Annotated in this window: 18 protein-coding genes; 7 read left to right on the top strand and 11 right to left on the bottom strand. The window is 52.5% G+C overall.

The features are described from left to right. Positions 1–20: 20 nt before the first annotated feature. Positions 21–899, top strand: coding sequence for a YybH family protein (locus GS398_RS16645; protein ID WP_160907949.1), 879 nt, complete (start codon positions 21–23; stop codon positions 897–899). Between the two features lie 34 nt (positions 900–933). Continuing rightward, a complete protein-coding gene (locus GS398_RS16650) occupies positions 934–1,254 on the top strand; it encodes a phosphoribosylpyrophosphate synthetase (protein WP_160907950.1) in 321 nt (106 codons plus the stop codon). A gap of 4 nt (positions 1,255–1,258) precedes the next feature. Here the strand turns inward: GS398_RS16650 and GS398_RS16655 are convergent, their stop codons facing one another. Then, complete coding sequence (locus tag GS398_RS16655; protein ID WP_160907951.1) at positions 1,259–2,224, bottom strand: AAA family ATPase; 966 nt, start codon at positions 2,222–2,224, stop codon at positions 1,259–1,261. Positions 2,225–2,228: 4 nt separating this feature from the next. Further along, a complete protein-coding gene (locus GS398_RS16660; protein ID WP_160907952.1) occupies positions 2,229–3,605 on the bottom strand; it encodes a peptidylprolyl isomerase in 1,377 nt (458 codons plus the stop codon). Between the two features lie 222 nt (positions 3,606–3,827). Between GS398_RS16660 and GS398_RS16665 the strand changes: the two genes are divergently transcribed. Both GS398_RS16665 and rdgB read left to right on the top strand, forming a co-directional pair. Next, positions 3,828–4,400 carry a hypothetical protein gene (locus GS398_RS16665; RefSeq protein WP_160907953.1) on the top strand — a complete coding sequence of 191 codons (573 nt, stop codon included), beginning with the start codon at positions 3,828–3,830 and terminating at the stop codon, positions 4,398–4,400. Beyond that, complete coding sequence (gene rdgB / locus GS398_RS16670; protein WP_202406111.1) at positions 4,400–4,981, top strand: RdgB/HAM1 family non-canonical purine NTP pyrophosphatase; 582 nt, start codon at positions 4,400–4,402, stop codon at positions 4,979–4,981. Before GS398_RS16665 ends, rdgB begins: the two co-directional genes overlap by 1 nt. A gap of 45 nt (positions 4,982–5,026) precedes the next feature. Here rdgB and GS398_RS16675 read toward each other — a convergent pair whose 3' ends face one another. The 4 genes from GS398_RS16675 to GS398_RS16690 form a co-directional block, all read right to left on the bottom strand. Beyond that, positions 5,027–5,731: a DUF2490 domain-containing protein gene (locus tag GS398_RS16675; protein WP_160907954.1), complete on the bottom strand. Its 705-nt coding sequence runs from the start codon at positions 5,729–5,731 to the stop codon at positions 5,027–5,029. Between the two features lie 76 nt (positions 5,732–5,807). Further along, positions 5,808–7,358, bottom strand: coding sequence for a 2-oxoglutarate dehydrogenase complex dihydrolipoyllysine-residue succinyltransferase (gene odhB / locus GS398_RS16680; RefSeq protein WP_160907955.1), 1,551 nt, complete (start codon positions 7,356–7,358; stop codon positions 5,808–5,810). Between the two features lie 21 nt (positions 7,359–7,379). Next, positions 7,380–10,175 carry a 2-oxoglutarate dehydrogenase E1 component gene (locus GS398_RS16685; RefSeq protein ID WP_160907956.1) on the bottom strand — a complete coding sequence of 932 codons (2,796 nt, stop codon included), beginning with the start codon at positions 10,173–10,175 and terminating at the stop codon, positions 7,380–7,382. Between the two features lie 95 nt (positions 10,176–10,270). Beyond that, positions 10,271–11,689, bottom strand: a complete 1,419-nt coding sequence (locus GS398_RS16690; protein ID WP_160907957.1) for a DASH family cryptochrome — start codon at positions 11,687–11,689, stop codon at positions 10,271–10,273. A 193-nt stretch (positions 11,690–11,882) separates the two neighbouring features. Here GS398_RS16690 and GS398_RS16695 point away from each other — a divergent pair, with 193 nt between their 5' ends. From GS398_RS16695 to GS398_RS16705, 3 genes are read left to right on the top strand one after another with little or no spacing between them, the layout of a single operon-like run. Further along, positions 11,883–13,358 carry an SDR family oxidoreductase gene (locus GS398_RS16695; protein ID WP_160907958.1) on the top strand — a complete coding sequence of 492 codons (1,476 nt, stop codon included), beginning with the start codon at positions 11,883–11,885 and terminating at the stop codon, positions 13,356–13,358. Between the two features lies 1 nt (position 13,359). Next, positions 13,360–14,304: a TIGR01777 family oxidoreductase gene (locus GS398_RS16700; protein ID WP_160907959.1), complete on the top strand. Its 945-nt coding sequence runs from the start codon at positions 13,360–13,362 to the stop codon at positions 14,302–14,304. Further along, complete coding sequence (locus GS398_RS16705; RefSeq protein ID WP_160907960.1) at positions 14,294–15,613, top strand: cryptochrome/photolyase family protein; 1,320 nt, start codon at positions 14,294–14,296, stop codon at positions 15,611–15,613. Before GS398_RS16700 ends, GS398_RS16705 begins: the two co-directional genes overlap by 11 nt. Positions 15,614–15,627: 14 nt before the next feature. Here GS398_RS16705 and GS398_RS16710 read toward each other — a convergent pair whose 3' ends face one another. From GS398_RS16710 to GS398_RS16730, 5 genes are all read right to left on the bottom strand, one after another. Continuing rightward, positions 15,628–16,548 (bottom strand): FKBP-type peptidyl-prolyl cis-trans isomerase, encoded by a 921-nt coding sequence (locus tag GS398_RS16710; RefSeq protein WP_160907961.1) that lies wholly within the window; start codon positions 16,546–16,548, stop codon positions 15,628–15,630. Between the two features lie 10 nt (positions 16,549–16,558). Continuing rightward, positions 16,559–17,029, bottom strand: a complete 471-nt coding sequence (locus tag GS398_RS16715; RefSeq protein ID WP_237488232.1) for an FKBP-type peptidyl-prolyl cis-trans isomerase — start codon at positions 17,027–17,029, stop codon at positions 16,559–16,561. A 135-nt stretch (positions 17,030–17,164) separates the two neighbouring features. After that, entirely contained in the window at positions 17,165–18,955 is a 1,791-nt protein-coding gene (locus tag GS398_RS16720; RefSeq protein ID WP_160907962.1) for an acyl-CoA dehydrogenase FadE, read from the bottom strand. A gap of 15 nt (positions 18,956–18,970) precedes the next feature. Further along, entirely contained in the window at positions 18,971–20,146 is a 1,176-nt protein-coding gene (locus GS398_RS16725) for an acetyl-CoA C-acyltransferase (protein WP_160907963.1), read from the bottom strand. Positions 20,147–20,189: 43 nt separating this feature from the next. Then, a complete protein-coding gene (locus GS398_RS16730; RefSeq protein WP_160907964.1) occupies positions 20,190–22,562 on the bottom strand; it encodes a 3-hydroxyacyl-CoA dehydrogenase/enoyl-CoA hydratase family protein in 2,373 nt (790 codons plus the stop codon). Positions 22,563–22,567 lie beyond the last annotated feature (5 nt).

Here is a 22,567-nt window from a genome sequence, read left to right on the forward strand (position 1 = left end):
TTAAACCTTTTAACTGATCTATGCAATTAAATCGCTCAACCGGTCTGTTTTTTCTTCTGGTGATCGGCTCCTCTTCCCTTCGCGCACAAACAAATACCGATTTGGTAGGGAAACTGGTATCCGCAGAGAATTATTTCGCCGCCATCACCAGGGAAAAAGGAATAGCAAAAGCTTTCCTGGCAGTATCCGACGAAAATACGCTTGTTTTCCGGCCCGGCCCCCTAAAGGCAGCCGAGTTTTTTAAAGACCAGCCCGAAAACGGGGCACAGCTTGCCTGGGAACCTGTATATGCGCGCGTCGCCCGCAGCGGCGACTGGGGTTTTACTACCGGGCCCTACACGTTTAAAAAGAGCGACACAAGCTCCGTGATCTCTTACGGCGACTATTTCTCCGTATGGAAAAAACGAAAAAACGGCCCCTGGAAACTGGCGCTTGACATTGGCGCCCCGCATCCCAGGCCGGTAGCCGAACGAAAACTGGTGTTCCTGAATCCCGACGAACAACGTTTTATTCACCAGCAAGGCAAGGCGAGACTGCAGCAGCGTGCCGACATCGTGCAAAGCAGCGACCAGCTATACGCTACCGTCCTTAAAGCCGATAATGCCGCCGCCCGCAAGGAGTTCCTGGCAGAAAACACCCGTTTACTGTTCCCGGGCGAGCAGCCCATCAGCGGCAGAACGCAGGTAAACGCTTTCTGGGAGAAGAAACAGGTAAAGGTACAATCGGAATATGCTGGCGGCGATCGCGCGCTCAGCGGCGAGCTGGCTTATACGTATGGGAGCATGACCATAGTATCTAAAGGCAAGGTAAGCACCTATACGTATGTGAGGCTATGGGAGATCACGCCAACGTTTAAATGGAACGTAGTGATGGAGGTTTACGCACCTGCCTCTAACTGATCATTTCTTATGAAAACAACAAATTCCCTGCACGATGAGCAACCCCAATCATAATTATTCAACGCTTAGCGAAGCGGTCGAAGACTTAAAAGGCCGTGGTTATACCTACGAGTTTAATGCAGACCACGCCTGTCTTTATTGCGAGAAGATCAGTGAGAAATTCCAGGCGACCGACCTGGTCATTACCGCCGTTTATCGTTTCGAGGGCATGAGTGATCCGGATGACAATGTGGTACTCTACGCCCTCGAAAGTAAGTCGGGTCACAAAGGCATCCTCATTGATGCATACGGCGCATACGCCGATGAACATAAATCGGCCTTTTTGAAGGACATCCCGGTAGCTGCAGGCGGGTAAGAATTTAAAAGAGCTTGCGGATCAGCATTTCCGTGGAGATCCCTTCGGCCTCTGCCTTATAGTTGCGTACGATGCGGTGGCGGAGGATCGGTTCCGCAACGGCCTGGACGTCTTCGATATCCGGTGAATATTTACCGGTGATGGCAGCATGACATTTGGCGCCCAGTACGAGGTACTGCGAAGCGCGCGGGCCGGCGCCCCAGTTTAAGAACTTGTTCACATCGTCTGTAGCCGCAGCGGTATTCGGCCGTGTTTTAGCCACCAGGCTAACGGCATATTCAAGCACATTGTCGGCAATGGGAATATTCCTGACCAGTTGCTGGAAATAGACGATCTGCGAAGCATCCAGGATCTTGTTAAGCTTAACATTCCGGTTAGCTGTTGTATTCTTAACCACCTGGAGCTCTTCAGCAAACGAGGGATAGGTAAGGAACACATTGAACATAAACCTATCCAGCTGTGCCTCGGGGAGCGGGTAAGTACCTTCCTGCTCGATCGGGTTCTGTGTAGCCAGTACAAAGAACGGCTTCGGTAATACGTGCTCACGTCCGCCAACGGTTACGATCTTTTCCTGCATGGCTTCCAGCAGCGCCGCCTGGGTCTTAGGGGGCGTACGGTTAATTTCGTCGGCCAGGATGATATTGGAAAATACCGGCCCGGGAATAAACTTAAACGAACGATCCTCTCCCAGGATCTCAGAACCGATGATGTCCGAAGGCATCAGGTCGGGCGTAAACTGGATACGATTATAGCTCATGTCGAGCACCTGCGCCACCGTCTGCACAAGCAGGGTTTTCGCCAAGCCGGGCACGCCTACCAGGAGACAATGCCCGTTGCTGAATATGGAGATCAGCACCGATTTTACCACCTCGTCCTGGCCGATGATCACCTGGCCAATTTCGCGGCGGATGTTGTTGTAGGATGCGCTTAACGCGTCAACTGCTTCTTTCTCGGAGCTGTATTCAGTCATAAATTTAAGGTTGTTCTTTCACCCATATCTTCAGGCTCTCGCAAGCCTGGAATTCCGGGTCGATCTTTGTATAAGTTGTTTTACGTCTTTTCTCGAACCACTGGCTTACCGTACGGTTGGTTTTATCCTCCATGGCGACGTCCTTGATCTTCGGGAAATCCTGCTCAAGACTGGCCTTATGGGGGTTAGTTTTCGATTTGAGGTAGAAGAAACGATAGCCTTGTTTACCGTCTGCCGAAGTAAAGATCTCGGGATGTGAGTACGATCCTACTTTCATGGTATCGATTGCCGAGAACACGCTTACATCCAGCTTATCGGTAGGAATATAAGTAGTCCGCGCCTGTGCGTTTTCAGGATTCAGCATCACGCCGCCATTATACTTGGTTTCCTGGTCGTCGGAATACAATGACGCAGCGGTCGAAAAAGGAAGGCGCTTAGTGGTGACATTGGTATAAATACTATCGATATGTCCCTTGGTACGGGCGAGGCTGCCCGGGGTGGACTCGATCTTGATGAGCACGTGGCGGGCGTGAACCTGGTCGCCTCTCCGCTCGAGCACCTGGAGGAAGTGAAATCCGAAATCCGTTTCGAACGTTTGCGACATCTCGCCTTCTTTCAGCGTAAAGGCCTGTGCCGCGAAGTTCTTATCAAGCGAACCACGGTCAATAAACCCGAGGTCGCCGCCGTTGGCAGCGGAACCAGGGTCCTGGGAGTATAAGCTTGCCAGTGTGCCGAAGTCCTCTCCCGCCTTAATCCTTAAGCGAAGCGCTTCCGCTTTATCGCGGTAGATCTCTTTTTCGGCCCGGGTAGGCTTGGGATAAGTAACGATCTGGCCTACTTCCACTTCGGCGTTATAGGTTGGCAGGCTGTCTTTGGGAATGGCGTCGAAAAAACGGCGCACCTCCAGCGGGGTGATGGTTACCTTTTCGGTGATCTTGCGCTGCATTTTATCGGCCACCAGCTGTTCGCGTACCTCGGGGCGGATCTCGTCTTTGTACTGCAGGATGGAGCGGTTAAGCATCTGTTCCAGCTTATCCGGGCCGCCCATGCGGTTGATGGCGTACCGCATACGGCGGTCGATCTGGTCATCCACTTCGTCATCCGTAACCGTGATGGAGTCGATGATCGCTTGTTGCGACAGCAATTTTTGTGTTAGCAGCTGCTGAAGGATGTAGCAACGGATATTATCGTCTTCCTTACCCCCTTCGGTAAGATACTTTACATATTGTTGTTCGATATCAGATTGCAGGATCACAGCGGCACCCACTACAGCCGCTACCTTATCGATCGATTTTCGCTGAGCCGGGCCCGGTTGTGCGAAACCTGTGAGTCCCGCTATGATCAATAAGAGCGTTCCTGTAAATACGTTAAATTTATACATATAATTTTTCTTTACCGGCTTCAAACTTTCTACTTCGCAAACCCTATCACAGGAGTTCCGGCGTTCCTGGAATTATGGGTTCCGCAAAATTATCAGATTAATTGATATTTAATGTAATTTATAAAATACAGATCACCCGAAAGGTGATTACGGACAGCTAAATTAATCTTTTGCCCGTCCGTTAAACGCCTTTTAACTAATTTTAACACATCATTTCGCGATATGTCCAAACATCTTATCACCACCGATCCTTTCGCTTTGCGGACGCTGATGACGGAAGATCTTTACCAGCTCCATGAACCTGCACCTGCTGCCATAATGGAGGTTGCCGCAGCAGCAGAAAAGCCGGTACCCCACGCGGCTGCTGCGGCCGACATACCCGCTGTCAGCGCCAAGCAGGAAGCCGCTTTTGCGCCTTCGTTCAACTACCTGGGCGAGAACAACCGCTTTTTCCTGCTGCTGGTAAACGAACCCGGGCATATGCATGCCGATGCGAAAACGATCGATACCCTTACCCTCATACTGAAGGGAAAGCAACTGGAGGTCCGCGATATCGCCCTGCTTAACCTGGCCGGCCATCCGCAAGCCCGGTTCGCCGATATGAAATCGTTTTTTATGTGCTCTAAAATGGTGATCTTCGGCATAGACCCAACCGCTACCGGGCTTCCCCCGACCCCGGGGAACACGATCACGGTACACGAGGGGGTTAAGGTACTTGCCACCTACAGCATCAAAGAAATGCAGGCCGATGAGCAGAAGAAACGGGCCTTCTGGGCTGAAATGAAAAAACTATAATGGAAAAACTGCTGGTTTTTGCCACCAATAATGCACATAAGCTGGAAGAAGTACGGGCTATCCTGGCGGAAAAATTTGCCATCAGGAGCCTCGCAGAGATCGGCTGTGAAGCGGATATCCCGGAAACGGGTGTAACTTTTGAAGAAAACGCCTCGCTGAAAAGCCATTATGTGCTCGAACATTTCGGCCTCCCGTGTTTTGGAGACGACTCGGGACTGGAGATCGATGCGCTGGACGGGGCGCCCGGTGTTTACTCGGCAAGGTATTCGGGCTCGCGCGAGCCGGCGAAAAACATCGACCTGGTGCTGCAGCAGATGACCGGGAAAACCGACCGGGCGGCACGCTTCAGAACGGTGATCTCGCTGGTAAAAGACGGCGGGGAGCACTTTTTCGAAGGCACGATCAGCGGCACCATCCGGAACGGGCGATCCGGGACCGCCGGTTTTGGCTATGATCCCATCTTTCAGCCGGACGGCTACACGAAAACTTTTGCAGAGATGACAGCCGGGGAAAAAAACGCAATAAGCCACCGGGCAATTGCCATACAAAAACTGGTATTATTCCTGAAACAGGAGGCGTAATAGTTTATCGCGGCTACCAGGCCGCCCCGCAGGAAATACAGCGATTTAAAACCGGGTGTAAACCGCCGCCTGGATCACATGATTGGTGGTATTTACAGCCAGGCCGTTGACCGACTGCCGGAGATACCCCGCTTCCAGGTCGATCTTAGGGCTGATCCGGTAACCTCCTGCCAGGTAAAACCGGTTCTGGTCGAATACACTGTTATTCAGCTGGCTTTTATTCTGGAGATTGAGAAAAACCTCGTTTTGTACGGCCGCGAAAAAGCCCTTCGAAAACGTTTGTTCCCGTTTCTTCAGCGGAACGATGAAACGTGCAAAATAACGGAACCGCTGCGAAAACAGCCGATCGCCCGCAGGCTGCTCTATGAACCGCTGCTCCAACCGGAAACGATGGGCCGCAAATACGCCGCCTATCTTGTGATTCTGCATAAACTGCTCCCAGGCGCGATGTTCGGTCAACCGGTTATTGGCTGTACCGTCCAGGTTCCGGTTAGTTTCGGCGAGCAGGTACCCCAGGGTAAGCGACTGGTTTTTATTCAGGTAGTAAGTGATCCCCGGTCTGATCAGGACATTGCGGATATAATCGCGGTCATCGCCGGTACGCACCTGCATATCGAAATGAGCGCCCCAATGCGGCCCGAATTTGATGGATTGCAGGTACATATACCAACTTGAATGCTCCGCCTGCTGGGCAAAAGCAGGGCTGCTGAACAACAAAAAAACGAAGACAAGAAATTTACGGTTACGCATAGCTGATTGGTTAAACAAAAAAGTCCCGCACTTGCGGGACTAAAATATACTTTTTCCTGAAACTTAATCAAGACTTTTAAACGCCGAGCAATAGGCGCGCCGGATCTTCCAGCAATTGTTTCACTCTTACCAGGAAGCTTACGGATTCGCGTCCGTCGATGATACGGTGATCATAAGAAAGCGCGATGTACATGATCGGGCGGATCACCACCTGGCCATTGAGGGCTACGGGACGCTCCACGATATTGTGCATACCCAGGATAGCCGATTGCGGTGCGTTAATGATCGGGGTCGACATCATGGAGCCGAAAACACCGCCATTGGTGATGGTGAATGTGCCTCCCGTCATCTCCTCGAGCGTAAGCTTGCTTTCGCGGGCCTTGGTGGCCAGGCTGATCACTTCTTTCTCGATACCGGCCAGGCTTAACGCACCGGCATTGCGGATCACCGGGACAACCAGGCCTTTCGGCGCCGATACGGCGATGGAGATATCCGCGTAATCATGGTAAACGATCTCATCGCCGTCGATCCTTGCGTTTACGGCGGGGAACTCTTTCAGCGCTTCACACACCGCTTTGGTAAAGAAAGACATGAATCCAAGGCCTACGCCATGTTTTTCTTTAAACTTATCTTTGTATTTCGAGCGGAGCTCCATTACCGGCTGCATATCCACTTCGTTAAAGGTGGTAAGCATCGCGGTTTCGTTCTTCACGGCCACAAGGCGCTTTGCCACCGTTTTGCGTAACGACGACATTTTTTCGCGGCGCTCAGGCTTGGCAGGCGAGCTGGCCCCGGGTTGCTGGCTAACCGCCGCTGGCTGTGCCGGCTTTTGCGGAGCGGGGGCCTGCGGAGCCGGTTGCTGCGCTTTTACGGCATCTTCTTTCGTAATGCGGCCACCCACGCCTGTACCTGTTACAGAAGAGGCTTGTACACCTTTCTCTGCCAGGATCTTAGCTGCAGAAGGGGACGGTGTGCCGGATGCATATGTTTTAGATGTTTCCGCGGGGGCGGAAGGCTGGACACTGGCGGGCGCGGGCGCGGCTGCCGGCTGTGTACCTGCTGCCGACGACAAGATCTCGCAAACTACGGCGCCGATGGCCAGGGTATCCCCTTCTTTCGCGATCTGCTTTAACGTACCGGCTTTCTCCGCGGTTAATTCGAACGTGGCTTTGTCCGACTCCAGTTCGGCTATCTGATCATCCATTTCCACGTTCTCGCCGTCTTTTTTCAGCCAGCGGGAAAGTACTACTTCGGTGATCGACTCGCCTACCTGCGGAACCTTTACCTGGATAGAAGCCGGCGGTTCCTGGCTGCCGGCTGCCGGCTCATTCGCGGCAGCTGGCGGGGTACTGGCAGGCGCCGATGATTGGTCACCCGTAACCGCCGATTCCCCGTTCTCATCGATGGTACAAACCAAGGCGCCTATTTCCAGGGTATCGCCTTCTTTGGCCACTGTTCTCAAAATTCCTGGTTTTTCGGCAGTCAGTTCAAATGTCGCTTTGTCTGATTCCATTTCAGCGATCACTTCGTCCATCTCAACCGCATCGCCATCCTTTTTAATCCAGCGCGACAGGGTAACTTCCGAAATTGATTCGCCTACTGCAGGAACTTTAATTTGCAAACTCATATAGTAATAATTGCTTAAGATTTAATCGATATTGACCACTTTGCGGGTTGTTTTGGTAACCGCTTTTTTCACTTCGGGACCTGCGGCGTCTTCGAACGCTTTGCCTACAATTGCCAACTGCTGCGAAATATGTTGTTTGGCATAACCTGTTGCGGTGCTGCTGCTCTCGTGCCGCGCGATCACATCAAAATCAAAGTCCGTCTTGCGGAACTTCCGGCTGATAAATGGCCATGCACCCATATTTTCCGGCTCTTCCTGCACCCAGATCCATTGTTTGGCGTTCGTGTACCTCGCTTTTATCGCTTCCAGCCGTTCCTGGGCGACAGGATAGATCTGCTCCATCCTTACAATGGCGACATCGCTGCGGTTATCTGCCTGTTGTTTTTCGAGCAGGTCATAATATACTTTACCGGTACAAACCAGCACACGCTTTACTTCTTTGGCACGAACGTATGCATCGTCGATCACTTCCTGGAAGCCGCCGGTGGTAAATTCCTCGAGTTTGCTTACCACCAACGGATGACGAAGCAAGCTCTTCGGGCTGAATATGATCAGCGGTTTACGGAAATTCCGTTTTAATTGTCTCCGCAAAATATGGAAGAAGTTGGCAGGCGTGGTACAATTGGCTACCTGGATATTATTTTCGGCACACAAGGCAAGGAAGCGTTCCATACGCCCGGAAGAATGCTCCGGTCCCTGGCCCTCGTAACCATGCGGCAGCAGCATGACTAAGCCGTTCGAGCGCTGCCATTTGGTTTCGGCACTGGTGATGAACTGGTCGACAATGATCTGCGCACCGTTTACGAAATCGCCGAACTGGGCTTCCCAGATCACCAGCGCCTGCGGGTTAGCCAGTGCGTACCCATATTCGAACCCGAGTACGCCGTACTCAGACAGGTGCGAGTTATAAATACAAAAGCGGCTGCCGTTCCCGATCTGCTTAAGAGGCACGAATTCTTCTTCCGAATCCTCCAGGGTGAGTACGGCGTGGCGGTGCGAGAAAGTCCCGCGTTCCACGTCCTGCCCGCTTACCCTGACCCGAAGATCTTCCTGCAGCAGCGTTCCGTACGCCATGAGCTCGCCCATGGCCCAATCGAACGTTTTGTTCTGCACCATCTTCTTGCGGTCTTCGAACAGTTTCTCGATCTTCTTAAAAAATTTCTTGTCAGATGGCAGTGTAGTGATCTTCTCCGCGATGGAAAGAAATACCTCTTCAGACACCGATGTATCGGCCGGGGCCGGAGTTTCTCCCTCCGCAGCCGGCCGAAGCCCTTTCCACGCGCCCGAAAACATCGGGTTGGTATTAGAATACGGTTCTTCTTTCGATTCGTTCAGTCGCTCCTGCAGCATGGCCCGGAAGCTCTTTTCCATTTCCTTGGCAAGGTCCTTGTCTACGCTGCCCTGTTCCTGCAGTTTCTGGTTGTAGATTTCGCGCGGGTTGGGGTGTTGCTCGATCGCTTTATACAACAGCGGCTGGGTGAATTTCGGTTCATCCGATTCGTTATGCCCAAAGCGGCGATAACATAAAATATCTATAAATACGTCGTTATGGTATTTCTGGCGATATTCAACCGCCATATTGATTGCGTATACCAGCGCCTCCACATCATCACCGTTCACGTGGAACACGGGGGAAAGCGTTACCTTGGCGAGGTCGGTGCAATACGTGGAAGAACGTGCGTCTTTAAAGTTAGTAGTAAAGCCTACCTGGTTGTTGATCACCAGGTGAATGGTTCCGCCGGTAGCGTAGCCGTCGAGTTTCGCCATCTGCAGTACCTCGTATACGATTCCCTGGCCGGCAATGGAGGCATCGCCGTGGATCAGGATCGGTGCGATGCGTTTGTGGTCGCCATCGTACTTGAAATCGATCTTGGAGCGTACCATGCCTTCCACCAGCGGGTCGACCGCTTCGAGGTGCGAGGGGTTAGGACAAAGGCTCAGGTGTACTTTTTTACCGACCGCGGTTTCCACATCGGTGGAGTAACCGAGATGGTATTTTACGTCGCCGCCAAACTGCTCTGCGGCATCATACGCTTTTCCTTCAAACTCTGAGAAGATCTCCTTATAGGTTTTGTGCATGATGTTGGCCAGCACATTGAGGCGTCCGCGGTGCGCCATACCGATCACAAACTCTTCAATGCCCAGTTCGGCGCCCTTTTCGAACACCGAGTCGAGTGCGGGGATCACGCCTTCTGCACCCTCCAGCGAAAACCGCTTTTGTCCCAGGAACTTAGTAGCCAGGAAATTCTCGAATACCACCGCTTCGTTCAGCTTCTGGAGGATCCGTTTCTTGGTTTCGATAGAAAAGTTGGGCGTATTTCGTTCGCGCTCCATGCGGGTAACGAACCATTTCATTTTATCCGGGTTGCGGATATAGGTGAATTCCGCACCGATAGACTGGCAGTAAGTTTCTTCAAGCAGTGCCAGGATATCGCGTAACTTGGCAGCTCCCAGGCCAACCTCTACCCCGGCGTCGAACACGGTATCCAGGTCGGCGTCAGACAGGCCGAATGTTTCCAGCTCTTTACCCGGGTAATATTTCCTGCGCTCGCGTACCGGGTTCGTTTTGGTGAACAAGTGCCCCCTGTCGCGATAACCATTGATCATGTTAAGCACATTGATCTCTTTTAATACATGTGCGGGTGTGGCTGCCGACGAAACTGCGGCCGGCCTGTTTTCGTTATCCTGGCCAAAGTCAAATCCTTCAAAAAATTTCTGCCAGCCAAAATCTACGGAACCGGGGTCCTCTTTGTATGATTGATAAAGTGACTCAATATAGGCGGTATCTGCGTTGCTTAAATATGACAAATTGTCCATGGGAATTAAAATTGTGGTAGCGGGGGCAAAATTAAGAACTTTAAAGGTATAAATCAGTACAAAGACTGGTTAAATATTGTTTCGGCCGGTTACAGTTATACCAGCGAAAAGCCGGGTTGAAAATAAACGGGATCGGGCGTTAACCCGTAATTCCGCCATTGCGCTTCCGTAAGTTCCCATGGCTTATGGATCTGGCTACCAGGGATTGCGGCCAGCGCGGGGATCCAGCTCCGCACGTAATCGCCCTTGGGGTCGTACTCCTGGGCCTGTTTGAGGACATTAAAATGCCGGTTTTCCCGCGGATCATTGCCCACTCCCGCGATATAAGCCCAATTCCCCCAGTTACTAGCCGGTGAGTAGTCGATCAGCTTTTCTTCAAAATAAGAGGCGCCCCAGGTCCAGTTCACCTTCAGTTCTTTTACCAGGAACGAGGCCGTGTTTTGCCTGCCGCGGTTACTCATAAAGCCGGTAGAATTAAGCTCGTGCATGTTCGCATCGATAAAAGGGACACCGGTTTGCCCGTTTTTCCACTTGTCGAACATTTCCTGCTGATTGGCAGCCGTCTCTGGTGCGCGACCTTTAAAGCCTTCCTCGCTAAAAAACTTGTTGCCGTGCTTTTTAAACATGAAGCGGAAATAATCCCGCCACAGCAACTCGAATATAAGCGCGTAGGTAGAATCATTGGCTACACGGGTACGTTCATATTTTTTGATCTCCCAGTATAACTTGCGGGTAGAAAGGCAGCCCAATGCCAACCAGGGGGATAGTTTCGAGGAATAATCCGCACCAACAAGGCCATTACGGGTCGTTTTGTAATTTTTTAAGGCGTCGCCGTCCCATATGTATTCCTGCATCCGCTTCAGGCCTCCGGTTTCTCCTCCTTTAAAACGGAGCACGGAACGTTCGCCAGAAACAGGTTCCTCAAAACCCAGCTCATTGATAGAAGGAATGGAACTTTCTTCGAGATTTACCGGAACTTCGATCGCCGCGGGCGAATCAAAACCAGGCCTGATGTTACTGTCGCGCTCTATCTTTTTCCGGAAAGTGGTAAAAACATCCGGGATATCTTTTATCGGGAACGGGAGATCTTCTTTATGGTACAGGGTATGACCGATGAAATGTTTCAGGTTGATCTGCAGTTTCCAGAGCGCCGCTTCCACCAGCCCCGAAATGGCCGTTTCTTCAAACGCTACTTCCCGGTGGTGATAAACTTCCGTTACGTGGTATCGCTGTGCGATCTCCGGCAATAATTCCTCGGGCCGGCCATTTACTACGAGCAGGTCGCCACCCAGCTGTTTAAGCGAGCGTTTGAGATCCGCCACGCTTTCAAGGAGGAAGCGCACCCTTATCGCGCCCGTTTTTAACGTACCATAAGCGCTGCCGGTAAAATATCGCGGGTCAAAACAATATACAGGAAGTACCTTGCCGCCTTTTTTTACAGCTTCTGAAAGGATTTCGTTATCATGTATCCTCAGATCATTTCTAAACCATACAAGAATGGTTTTTTCAGACATCGTGTTTCCTAGAACTTTGCGTTATACAGGCCAGCGTCGATGGATGACGGTTCGGCCTCGTAGTATGTAATGGGATAATGTGGCAAAAATACTACAGGTACCGGCAAAATATCGATCATTTTAGTGTAAGATTTTAAATAGGTTAGGGAGAATCTGCTAAAAACAGCAATTCATATTCCGTGTTAATCCTACGATGAAAGTTCTTCTTACGGGTGCAAACGGCTATATCGGGATGCGCCTTCTTCCGCTGCTGCTTGAGCAAGGACATGAGGTATGCTGCCTGGTGCGCGATAAACGACGCTTTCGCGAAGAGAGCGATCCTGGTGACCGCGTACAGATCATTGAGGGTGACCTGCTGCGTGAGGAAACACTGGACGGCATTCCCCGCGACATCGACGCCGCCTACTACCTTGTTCACTCGATGGCCTCCACTTTTAAAGGGTTTGCCAGGCTGGAAAGCCTTTCGGCCGAAAATTTTGTTGCGGCTATCGAAAAAACCGCCTGTAAACAACAGATCTTTCTCACCGGGATTGTCAACGATGAAGCGCTTTCAGACCATTTACGGTCGCGCCGGGAAGTGGAAAACATCCTGAAAAGCAGCAAGATCCCTCATACCATTCTCCGGGCGGCCATTATCATCGGTTCGGGAAGTGCTTCGTTTGAAATTATCCGGGACCTTACGGAAAAGCTCCCCGTTATGATCGCACCCAAGTGGGTAAAAACCCGTTGTCAGCCCATCGGTATACGCGATGTGCTGGCCTATCTTGCCGGGGTACTGATGAACGAAAAAGCGCTTAACCAGCAAGCCGACATCGGCGGCCCCGATATCCTCACCTATAAGGAAATGATGCTCACCTATGCGTCGGCAAGGAAACTCAGGCGCCTTATCGTCACCGTCCCGGTACTTACGCCAAAGCTTTCTTCGTATTGGCTAAACCTGGTTACTTCGGTACCCTTTGCCCTGGCAAGAAGCCTTGTTGAAAGCATGAAAAACGAAGTGATCTGCGCAGATGACAAGATCAACGAAATTTTCCGGCATCGATGTGTCTCTTACCGGGAGGCGCTCGCGCTGGCTTTCACCCGGATCGAACAAAATTCGATCGTATCCAGCTGGAAAGATGCGCTGAACCGCGGGTACCTGCAAACAAGTTTCATGGACCAGGTAAAGGTGCCGCAGAACGGAACGGTTAACTACCACGTGAAGATGCCGTTCGAGCGGGGCAGCGACGAAGTATTCGATAATGTGTGGAACATCGGCGGGCATCGCGGCTGGTATTACCTCGACTGGCTGTGGAACCTGCGGGGATTTATCGACAAGTTACTTGGGGGCGTCGGTTCGCGGCGCGGGCGCACCAGCGCCGCCGACCTGCAGCCGGGCGATGCACTCGACTTTTGGCGTGTGCTGCTCGCCGACCGCAAAAATCACCGCCTGCTGCTGTATGCGGAAATGAAAGTGCCCGGCGAAGCCTGGCTCGAACTAACCATCAGTCATCAAAATAACCGAAGCTTTTTATGCCAGACCGCAACTTTCAGACCCAGCGGGTTGTGGGGGCGCCTGTACTGGTATGCGATGTGGCCGTTTCACGTGGTGCTGTTTAAAGGTATGGCCCGGGAAATTGCCGGTTATGGATTAAAAAAGATCGCTGGGATCGTGGAAAAGAGACACTAACATGAACGAAATCACTTCAAATAGCGCACCGGGCGAAACCGGCAAAACCATCCTGCTAACCGGCGGAAGCGGCCTCGTAGGTAAAACACTTACCGAATTATTGCTTAAAAACGGGCATACTGTACACCACCTTACGCGTAACAAAACCAATCGCACACCGGGCGCCAGGCTATTCCTGTGGAATGTAGGCCAGGAGCAGATCGACCCGGCGAGCATTCGCGGGGTAACTACCGTGATCCACCTGGCGGGGGAAGGCATCGCGGAAAAACCGTGGACGACCAAACGGAAAGAAGCGATCATAAAAAGCCGCACGGATTCCATCCGGCTGATCTACGGACTGATGAAAACCCACCCGCACACCATTGATACCGTGATCTCAGCTTCGGCGGTAGGCTACTACGGCGACCGCGGGGAGGAGGAACTTACGGAAGAAAGCGGCGCGGGAACAGGCTTTCTTTCAGCGGCCTGTGTTGCATGGGAAGCGGCTGTAGACGAAGCGCCGGAAGGCACCCGCGTAGTAAAATTCCGTACCGGCATCGTGCTCGGACAAGACGGCGGGGCGCTCGGTCCACTTGCGAAAACGGTAAAGTTCGGCCTGGGTACACCATTGGGATCCGGTAAGCAATGGATGCCCTGGATCCATATAGACGATGCTGCCCGGCTATATGCCCGGGCGGCCGAAGATCCTTCTATAAGGGGCGTGTTCAATATGGCGGCTCCAAACCCGGTGCGGAATGAAGACTTCACAAGAATGCTGGCCCATTACTTTAAAAAACCGCTATGGCTGCCAAATGTCCCCGCATTCGCTCTGCGCATCCTGGTAGGCGAAATGAGCACCATGGTACTTGCCAGCGACCGGACCTCCGCCCGGAAAGTAACGGACACCGCATTCGTATTCTCTTATCCCAACCTCGCCGACGCGCTAAAAAAGATCTATGGCAAATAAACGGTCGCCGGTAAACATCTTCTGGTTCCGGCGTGATCTCCGGTTAACCGACAACGCAGGATTGTATCATGCCCTGAAACAAGGCCTGCCGGTGATCCCCCTGTTCATTTTCGACACTCATATCCTGGACAAACTCCCCGACAAAAATGATGCGCGTGTAACGTTCATCCACCACGCGTTAGCCGAAATGAACGAAGAATTGACACGTTTCAGTTCATCGCTTTGCGTGAAATACGGCAAGCCGGAAGAAGTATGGCAGGAACTAACGGCTGAATTCGACATCCGCGAAGTGATCGCTAACACAGATTATGAGCCTTATGCCACGGAACGTGAAGATAAAGTACGGAAGGTACTCGGAAAAAATAAGATCCCGTTAACAACCTATAAAGACCAGGTGATCTTTGAAAAAGACGAGGTGGTGAAGGACGACGGTAAACCCTACACCGTTTTTACCCCCTATAAGCGCAAATGGCTGGCCACACTTAACCCGGAACTTCACCTCAAAGCGTATCCTGTTACGAAATATGCTAAGAATTTCTACGCCCATACCTCGTGGGAACTGCCCTCACTAAAACAAATAGGCTTTGAAAAAAGCGACCTGGAGCTCCCCGGTAAAACCTACCGCGATGTGATCGAAGATTACCACCGTACGCGTGATTTTCCGTCCGTTGAAGGCACTTCCAGGATCGGTGCGCATTTACGCTTCGGTACGCTTAGCATCCGTAAGGTGACCCTGGATGCCTGGGAAGCCCGGGAAAAAACCTGGCTTAACGAGCTGGTATGGCGCGACTTTTACGCCATGATACTTTGGCATTTCCCGGAAACGGCAACGGCTGCTTTCAGGAAAAATTTCGACAACATCCGCTGGCGCAACCATGAAGCCGAATTTGAGGCATGGTGCGAGGGAAAAACCGGCTACCCGCTGGTAGATGCAGGCATGCGGCAGCTCAATGAGACCGGCTGGATGCACAACCGGATCCGCATGGTAACCGCCAGTTTCCTGGCCAAGCACCTGCTGATCGACTGGCGCTGGGGTGAGGCTTATTTCGCGCGGCGGTTAATTGATTACGACATGGCGAGCAACGTAGGCGGCTGGCAGTGGGCGGCGGGCTCCGGCAATGATGCGGTCCCCTACTTCAGGGTGTTTAACCCGCAGCTGCAGCAGGAACGGTTCGACCCGGAGATGAAATATATCAGGCGCTGGGTACCCGAATTCCACGATCCGTTTAAATACCCTAAACCGATCGTCGATCACAGGGAAGCCCGGGAAAGGGTATTGAAGGAATTTAAACGGGCGTTCGCCGGCTAAGGAAAAGAGGAATGTTATTCGATCTTGGTTACCGTCACTTCGAAATCAAGCGAAGAGAAGGCAGGAATGGCGGTAGAGCCCGAAACTCTTGACCCGTACACTCCATATGCCTGTTTTGAGGGGGTGACAAACCTGACGGTTGCGCCGGTGGTAACCAGCGGAAGGATCTTTTGCCATGCAACTACCAGGCCGGATAAAGTCGCGGTATAATCCGTGCCGCTGTCGAACACCTTTCCGCTCAGCAGTTTACCGGTGTAGTTCACCACGACGGTGCTGTCTACGCCGATCGCCGCGGTGCCGGTACCGGCTTTGGTGATCTTATAATAGATCCCTTCGAGCTTGCTGAAACCGGTCAGGTTATTCGCGGAGAGGTATTTCTGGATCGTAATATCTTCATACTGATCGATCTTTTTCTCGTCGAGCACTTTGAATGTCACATCAAGCGATGCATTTTCAGGTACCTGTATGTTACTGTATCCCGGCAGGTTGGTATAAGCGTTCTTTCCGTAAGCGAGGCGCGAAGGAATAAGCACCCTAACGCTCCCGTTCTTTTTCAGCACCGCCGTTTTAACAAGTGTCGGCAGCGTCTCTGTCCTTTTGGTGCCGTACAGGGAAAGATACCCGGCGAAATCATAGATCCGGTTATAAAACGCCAGGGTGTCGGTAGCCGTAAACTTGCCGTCCAGGGAACGTACGGAGACCAATACCGGGGTTTCTTTCGAAAAGTCGATCGCATCGCCTGTACCGGCCTGCTCCACTTTGTAGTATAATCCCGAAGCGCCGTACTGCTGGAAGGACTGGCCCGAGGATTTGATGTAGGCCTGGATGTTGCGCTCATCCTGCTGCTCTACCGTCTCGTAATCCTTTTCACAGGCCGTAAACGCTGTAACCGACAGGAACAGCAACAGGAATATTCTATTGGAAAATAACTTCATCGATCTTCTTTTAATTCTTAACATCAAGCAATTCAACCGTAAAATCCATGACCGAGTTAGCGGGAATAGATCCGCGGGCCATATTGCGGTAGCCTAACGGCGACGGAATAATCAGCCTGATCTTGCCGCCTTTCTGGATAAGGGGGATGCCGATCTGCCAGCCGTCTATCACCTGACCAAGAGGGATATCTGTTCCGGTAGTTGCACTATCAAACAACTGCCCGTTTAGCAGGGTACCGGTGTACTTAACGTTCACAACGGTGTTGGTGGTATAATTATAAGATCCGGAACCCGGGTTAATGATCGTGTAATACAACCCGGTGCTGTGACGTACTGCCGTGATGTTATTTTTTGCGATAAAATCTTTGATCAGGACTTCATCCGCAACCAATTGCTTTGCCGCGTCATATTGATCTTCTTTGGCACAACCCGCACTGAACAGCGTAATAACAAACGCAAAAAGTATAAATCTCCTCATCATGTAAACTTGCGGCTGCAAATTTATCTTTTTAAACGGCATTATTGAAGGATTAACATTTTTTAACAAGCTGAAAGCTAAAAGCGCAAGACAGGAAGCGATTGGCAGGCGCCGGCGCGTTTCGCTCTCAGCATCCGGTTAAAAACAATATTTACCTGCTTCGACCAGCTGTTTGGCTACGCGCTGCCTGGCATCCTTTACATTGAACGGCGCAGATTTCGTAAAGCGGCGCAGGCCGACCATCATCACCGCCAGTTCGTCGCCTTCTGCAAACGAGTTAAGCGCTTCTTTCCCGGCCACCGCTACTTTGTCGACAGCGCCGTACAGGTAAATGCGCATCATATCCAACTGCCCTTTTACCGCTTCTTCGCCGCGAAGGCTGACCAGTTTCTCTACCCGCAGCAGGGCCGATTCGGCGAGATATACATAACCGATGATGTCGGCGATGTTCATCAGGATCTCCTGCTCTTTGGCCAGGGTCATCATCAGCTTTTGTACCGCGGAGCCCGCGATCATCAGGCCAGCCTTTTTCAGGTTCCTGATCACCTTCTTCTCCGCAGAAAAGAGCGTTTCCTCCTCCTCTGAAAAGTCGGGAATTGACATCAGCTCTGCGGCCACCGCCTGTGCAGGTGTCATCAGGTCGAGCTCGCCTTTCAGGGCGCGTTTCAGCAGCATGTCTACGATCAGCAGGCGGTTGATCTCGTTGGTTCCCTCGAAAATGCGGTTGATCCGGCTATCCCGGTAGGCACGTTCCATCGGGGCTTCGGCAGAATAACCCATTCCGCCGTAAACCTGCAGGCCTTCATCTACGATATAGTCGAGCATTTCTGAGCCCCACACCTTCAGGATGGCACATTCCACGGCAAACTGTTCGGTCGCTTTCAGCTTGGCTTTAACAGGGTCCGTTCCGCCGGCAACCAGGTTCCCGTAAGCGTCGTCGATATGCTGGCCGGCCCGGTACGCGGCGCTTTCCACCGCGAAGTTCCGGGTAGCCATCTCCGCCAGTTTATACCGGATAGCGCCGAACCTGGCGATCTGTAACCCGAACTGCACACGCTCGGTAGCATACTGAATGGCCTGGTCGAGCGCACGCCGCGACGACCCGATGGCTGCGGCCCCCAGCTTGATCCGCCCGATGTTGAGGATATTCACGGCGATCTTGAACCCGTTTTCGCGCTCGGAAAGCATATTTTCCACCGGTACAGGGCAGTCGTTAAAGAATACCTGGCGGGTCGACGAGCCTTTGATGCCCAGTTTATGTTCCTCGGGATTCATGGTAATGCCGCCGAAAGTACGTTCCACAATAAAAGCCGTCAGGTTTTTATCCTCCCCTATTTTCGCAAACACGATGAAAATATCGGCAAACCCGCCATTGGTGATCCACATCTTCTGGCCGTTAATGAGGTAATGCGTACCGGCCTCGTTCAGTTTGGCACTGGTGCGGCCGCTATTGGCATCCGATCCCGCATTGGGCTCCGTTAAACAATAACAGGCTTTCCATTCGCCGGAGGCCAGCTTTGGCACGTACTTATTTTTTTGCGCATCGTTGCCGTAATAGAGGATAGGCAGCGTGCCGATACCGGTATGCGCAGAGATGGCTACCGCGAAGGAATGACCCGGCCCCATGGAATCGGCCACCAGCATTGAGGTGTTAAAGTTTTTGCCGAAGCCCCCGTATTCCTCGGGCACCGAAACGGCCAGGAGGCCCAACTCACCCGCTTTGTCCAGGAGACGCTGCATCAGCCCTTCCTCCTGGTCGTCGATCCTGGCGAGGTTCCCGTACACTTCACTTTCCAGGAAATCCTCACAGGTTTTCCGGATCATCAGTTGTTCTTCGTCAAACTCCTCGGGGATAAAAATATCTTCGAAAGAGGTTTCGCTGATAATAAATTCGCCGCCTTTAATTTTGCTGTTCTTTAATGATTCCATAACGTTTCAGGTCATTTATAAAAGTTCAAATATTCCCGCCGCGCCTTGCCCGGTGCCCACGCACATGGTCACCATTCCAAACCGCTGTTCTCTTCTTTTCAGCTCGCTAAAAAGCTGTACGGTAAGCTTTGCGCCCGTGCAGCCAAGCGGGTGACCAAGGGCGATAGCGCCACCGTTCACATTTACCACTGCGGGATCAAGGTCCAGCGTACGGATCACCGCGAGCGATTGCGACGCAAAGGCCTCGTTCAGCTCGATCAGCTGTAGCTCATCCTGTTTCATCCCGGCTTTCTTTAGCGCGAGCGGGACCGCCTCGATCGGCCCGATGCCCATGATCCTCGGCGGAACGCCTGCTACTCTATAACTTACCAGCCTGGCGATGGGCGGCACCCCGAGTTGCTTCAGCATCGTTTCCGACACCACGATCACAAAGGCGGCGCCATCCGAGGTTTGCGAGGAATTGCCGGCCGTAACGCTGCCCCCGGCGGCAAAAACAGGCTTTAATTTACTTAATTTTTCGATGGAGGTGTCGGCACGCGGACCTTCATCCGTATCCGCCACATATTCTTTTACCTGCTTTTTCATGTTGTCATCCAGGAAAGTTTCTCTCACCTTTACCGGCATCAAACCGTCTTTCAAATGCCCTTTCGCTATGGCGCTGATGGCCTTCCGGTGCGACTGGTACGCAAACTCATCCTGGTCATCGCGGCTCACCGCATATTCTTTCGCCACCGCCTCGGCCGTTAGGCCCATACCCCAATACCAGTCAGGATGCGCTTTGGCCACCGCGGGGTTTGGCACGAGTTTCCAGCCGCCAAACGGCATGCCCGACATTACCTCTACGCCGCCTGCGATAATACAATCGGCCATGCCCGCTTTTATCTTAGCGGCCGCCGTCGCAATGGTTTCCAACCCGGAGGCACAGTAGCGATTAATGGTCATCCCCGGCACTTTCGCGGTATCTAAACCCATGAGCGAAATCATCCGCCCGATGTTAAGGCCCTGCTCCGCTTCGGGCGTTGCGTTGCCCACGATCACGTCGTCCACCTGCTCCTTATCCAGCGCCGGCACAGAAGCCATTAGTTCCCTGATCACTTCCGCCGCCAGGTCGTCGGCCCGGGTAAACCTGAACAGCCCCCGCGGCGCTTTTCCTACCGCGGTGCGCAATCCTGCAATAATGTATGCTTCCATCCTGCTTTTCTATATCTTTTGAATGAATTTGTTATGCGCTCCCCTAATTACGCAGCGCTTTACCACTGTTTAAAATGCCCTGGATCCTTTCCAGCGTTTTCCGCTCACCGCAAAGTGACAGAAAAGCCTCACGCTCCAGGTCGAGGAGATATTTTTCGGTAACCAGCGTAGGTTGCGATAGGTCTCCGCCGCACATCACCCAGCCAAGCTTCTCCGAGATCTTGCGATCGTGTTCAGTAATAAAGTTACCGGCAAACATCGAGTTGGCGCCTGCGTACACAATCCCGAGCCCTTGTTTACCCAACACCCGGATATCTTTACGGGGCACAGGCTGTGTATAACCCGCTTCGGCCAGGGCAATTGCGCGGTCCTTCGCGTCTGCCAGTAGCCGCCGGGCGTTCATGGTAATGCCATATTTTCCTTTTTGGAGGTAACCAAGCTCGTACGCTTCCTCACCGGAGGTAGAAACCTTAGCCATTGCGATGGTCAGGAAACGGTCTTTGAGCGCGTTCTGATCGATCTGGCCGTCGCGAAACTCGTCTGATACCCGCAGGGCAAACTCCTTGGAGCCGCCGCCGCCCGGTATCACGCCTACCCCAAATTCCACGAGCCCCATATACGTCTCGGCGCTCGCCTGCACGTAATCGGCATGAAGCGAAAACTCGCATCCGCCGCCAAGCGCCATCTGGTGCGCAGCTACCACTACGGGGATAGACGAGTACCGGATACGCATCGAGGTGTTCTGGAACATTTTTACGGCCATGTTCAGCTCGTCCCAATCCTGCTCTACCGCCATCATAAAGATCATAGCCACGTTGGCCCCGGCAGAGAAGTTGGCGCCATTATTCCCGATCACCAATCCGCGGAAATCCTTTTCGGCCAGGTCTATGGCTTTATTAATGCCCTGGATCACCTCGCCGCCTATGGTATTCATTTTGGTATGAAACTCCACATTCAGGATGCCGTCGCCCAGATCGATCAGCGAGGTCCCGGCATTTTTCCACACGGTAGCAGAAGCCCTCAGCTGATCAAGGATGATCAGGCTTCCGCGCCCCGGAATAGGCTTATAGCTTTTGGAAGCAGGATCATAAAATTTCCTGGTCCCGTTTTCGAGCTTGTAAAAAGATTTGTTACCCGAGGCTAACATGTCGGCCACCCAGCCGGCGGGCTGATGTTGGTATTCGGCCATCCCGCTAACGGCTTCGGCTACGCCCAGCGCGTCCCAAACCTCAAAGGGGCCCATCTCCCAGCCGAAACCGGCGCGCATGGCATCGTCTACCCGGTACAGCTCATCCGAGATCTCAGGCACCCGGTCTGATACGTATTCAAACAAGCCATAGAACGACCTGCGGTAAAACTCTCCGGCTTTATCAGTACCAGCCAGCAGCACTTTCATACGCCCGGGCAGCTTCTCTACCAGTTTGGCGGCATCCAGCGTAGCTGACTTTACCTTTTGCCGGGGTTCATATTCCAGCGTTTGCAGGTTCAGGGCAAGAATTTCGGTCGGCCCGTTGTGCTTTATTTTCTTGTAAAAACCCTGCCCTGTTTTGTCGCCCAACCATTTATTCCCGGCCATTTTCTCTACGTAGTCCGGAAGACGGAACAGCTCCCGCGCCTTATCCCCGGGGCAGTTTTTGTACAAGCCGCTGGCCACATGGATCATCGTATCCAATCCCACCACGTCGCTCGTGCGGAAAGTCGCAGATTTGGGCCTGCCCAACGCCGGGCCGGTATATTTATCCACCTCGTCTACGGTAAGGCCCATTTCTTTTACCAGGTGCAGCAACGCCATGATCGAGTATACGCCTACCCGGTTGGCGATAAACGCCGGTGTATCTTTGCAAAGCACCGTATTCTTGCCCAGGAACTTATCGCCATAATCCAGCAGGAAATCGACCACTTCAGGCCGGGTATACTGCGTCGGGATGATCTCCAGCAGCCTAAGATAGCGGGGCGGATTAAAAAAGTGAGTGCCACAGAAACAGGCTTTGAAATCTTCCGACCGGCCCTCATCCAGCATCCCGATGGGTATCCCGGACGTGTTGGTAGTGATCAGCGTACCCGGTTTGCGGTATTTCTCTACCTGCCCGTAGATAGATCGTTTGATATCGAGGTTCTCCACCACCACTTCGATCACCCAATCGCAGGACGCGATGTCTTTCATATGGTCGTCGAAATTGCCGGTGGTGATCCGCTGGAGTGCCTTTTGCGTATACAAGGGCGAAGGGCTTGATTTAACCGCCGCTTCAAGCGACGCGTTCACGATCTTGTTTCGGGCGGCCTGGTCCGTCCCGGCGTCCCCGGGAACCATGTCCAGCAGCAATACCTCTACCCCGATATTTGCAAAATGGCATGCAATCCGCGATCCCATGATCCCGGAACCCAGCACCGCAGTCTTTTTGATTGTTCTTTTCATGTTGT

The organism is Hufsiella ginkgonis (genome assembly GCF_009834915.1).
GTDB lineage: Bacteria > Bacteroidota > Bacteroidia > Sphingobacteriales > Sphingobacteriaceae > Hufsiella > Hufsiella ginkgonis.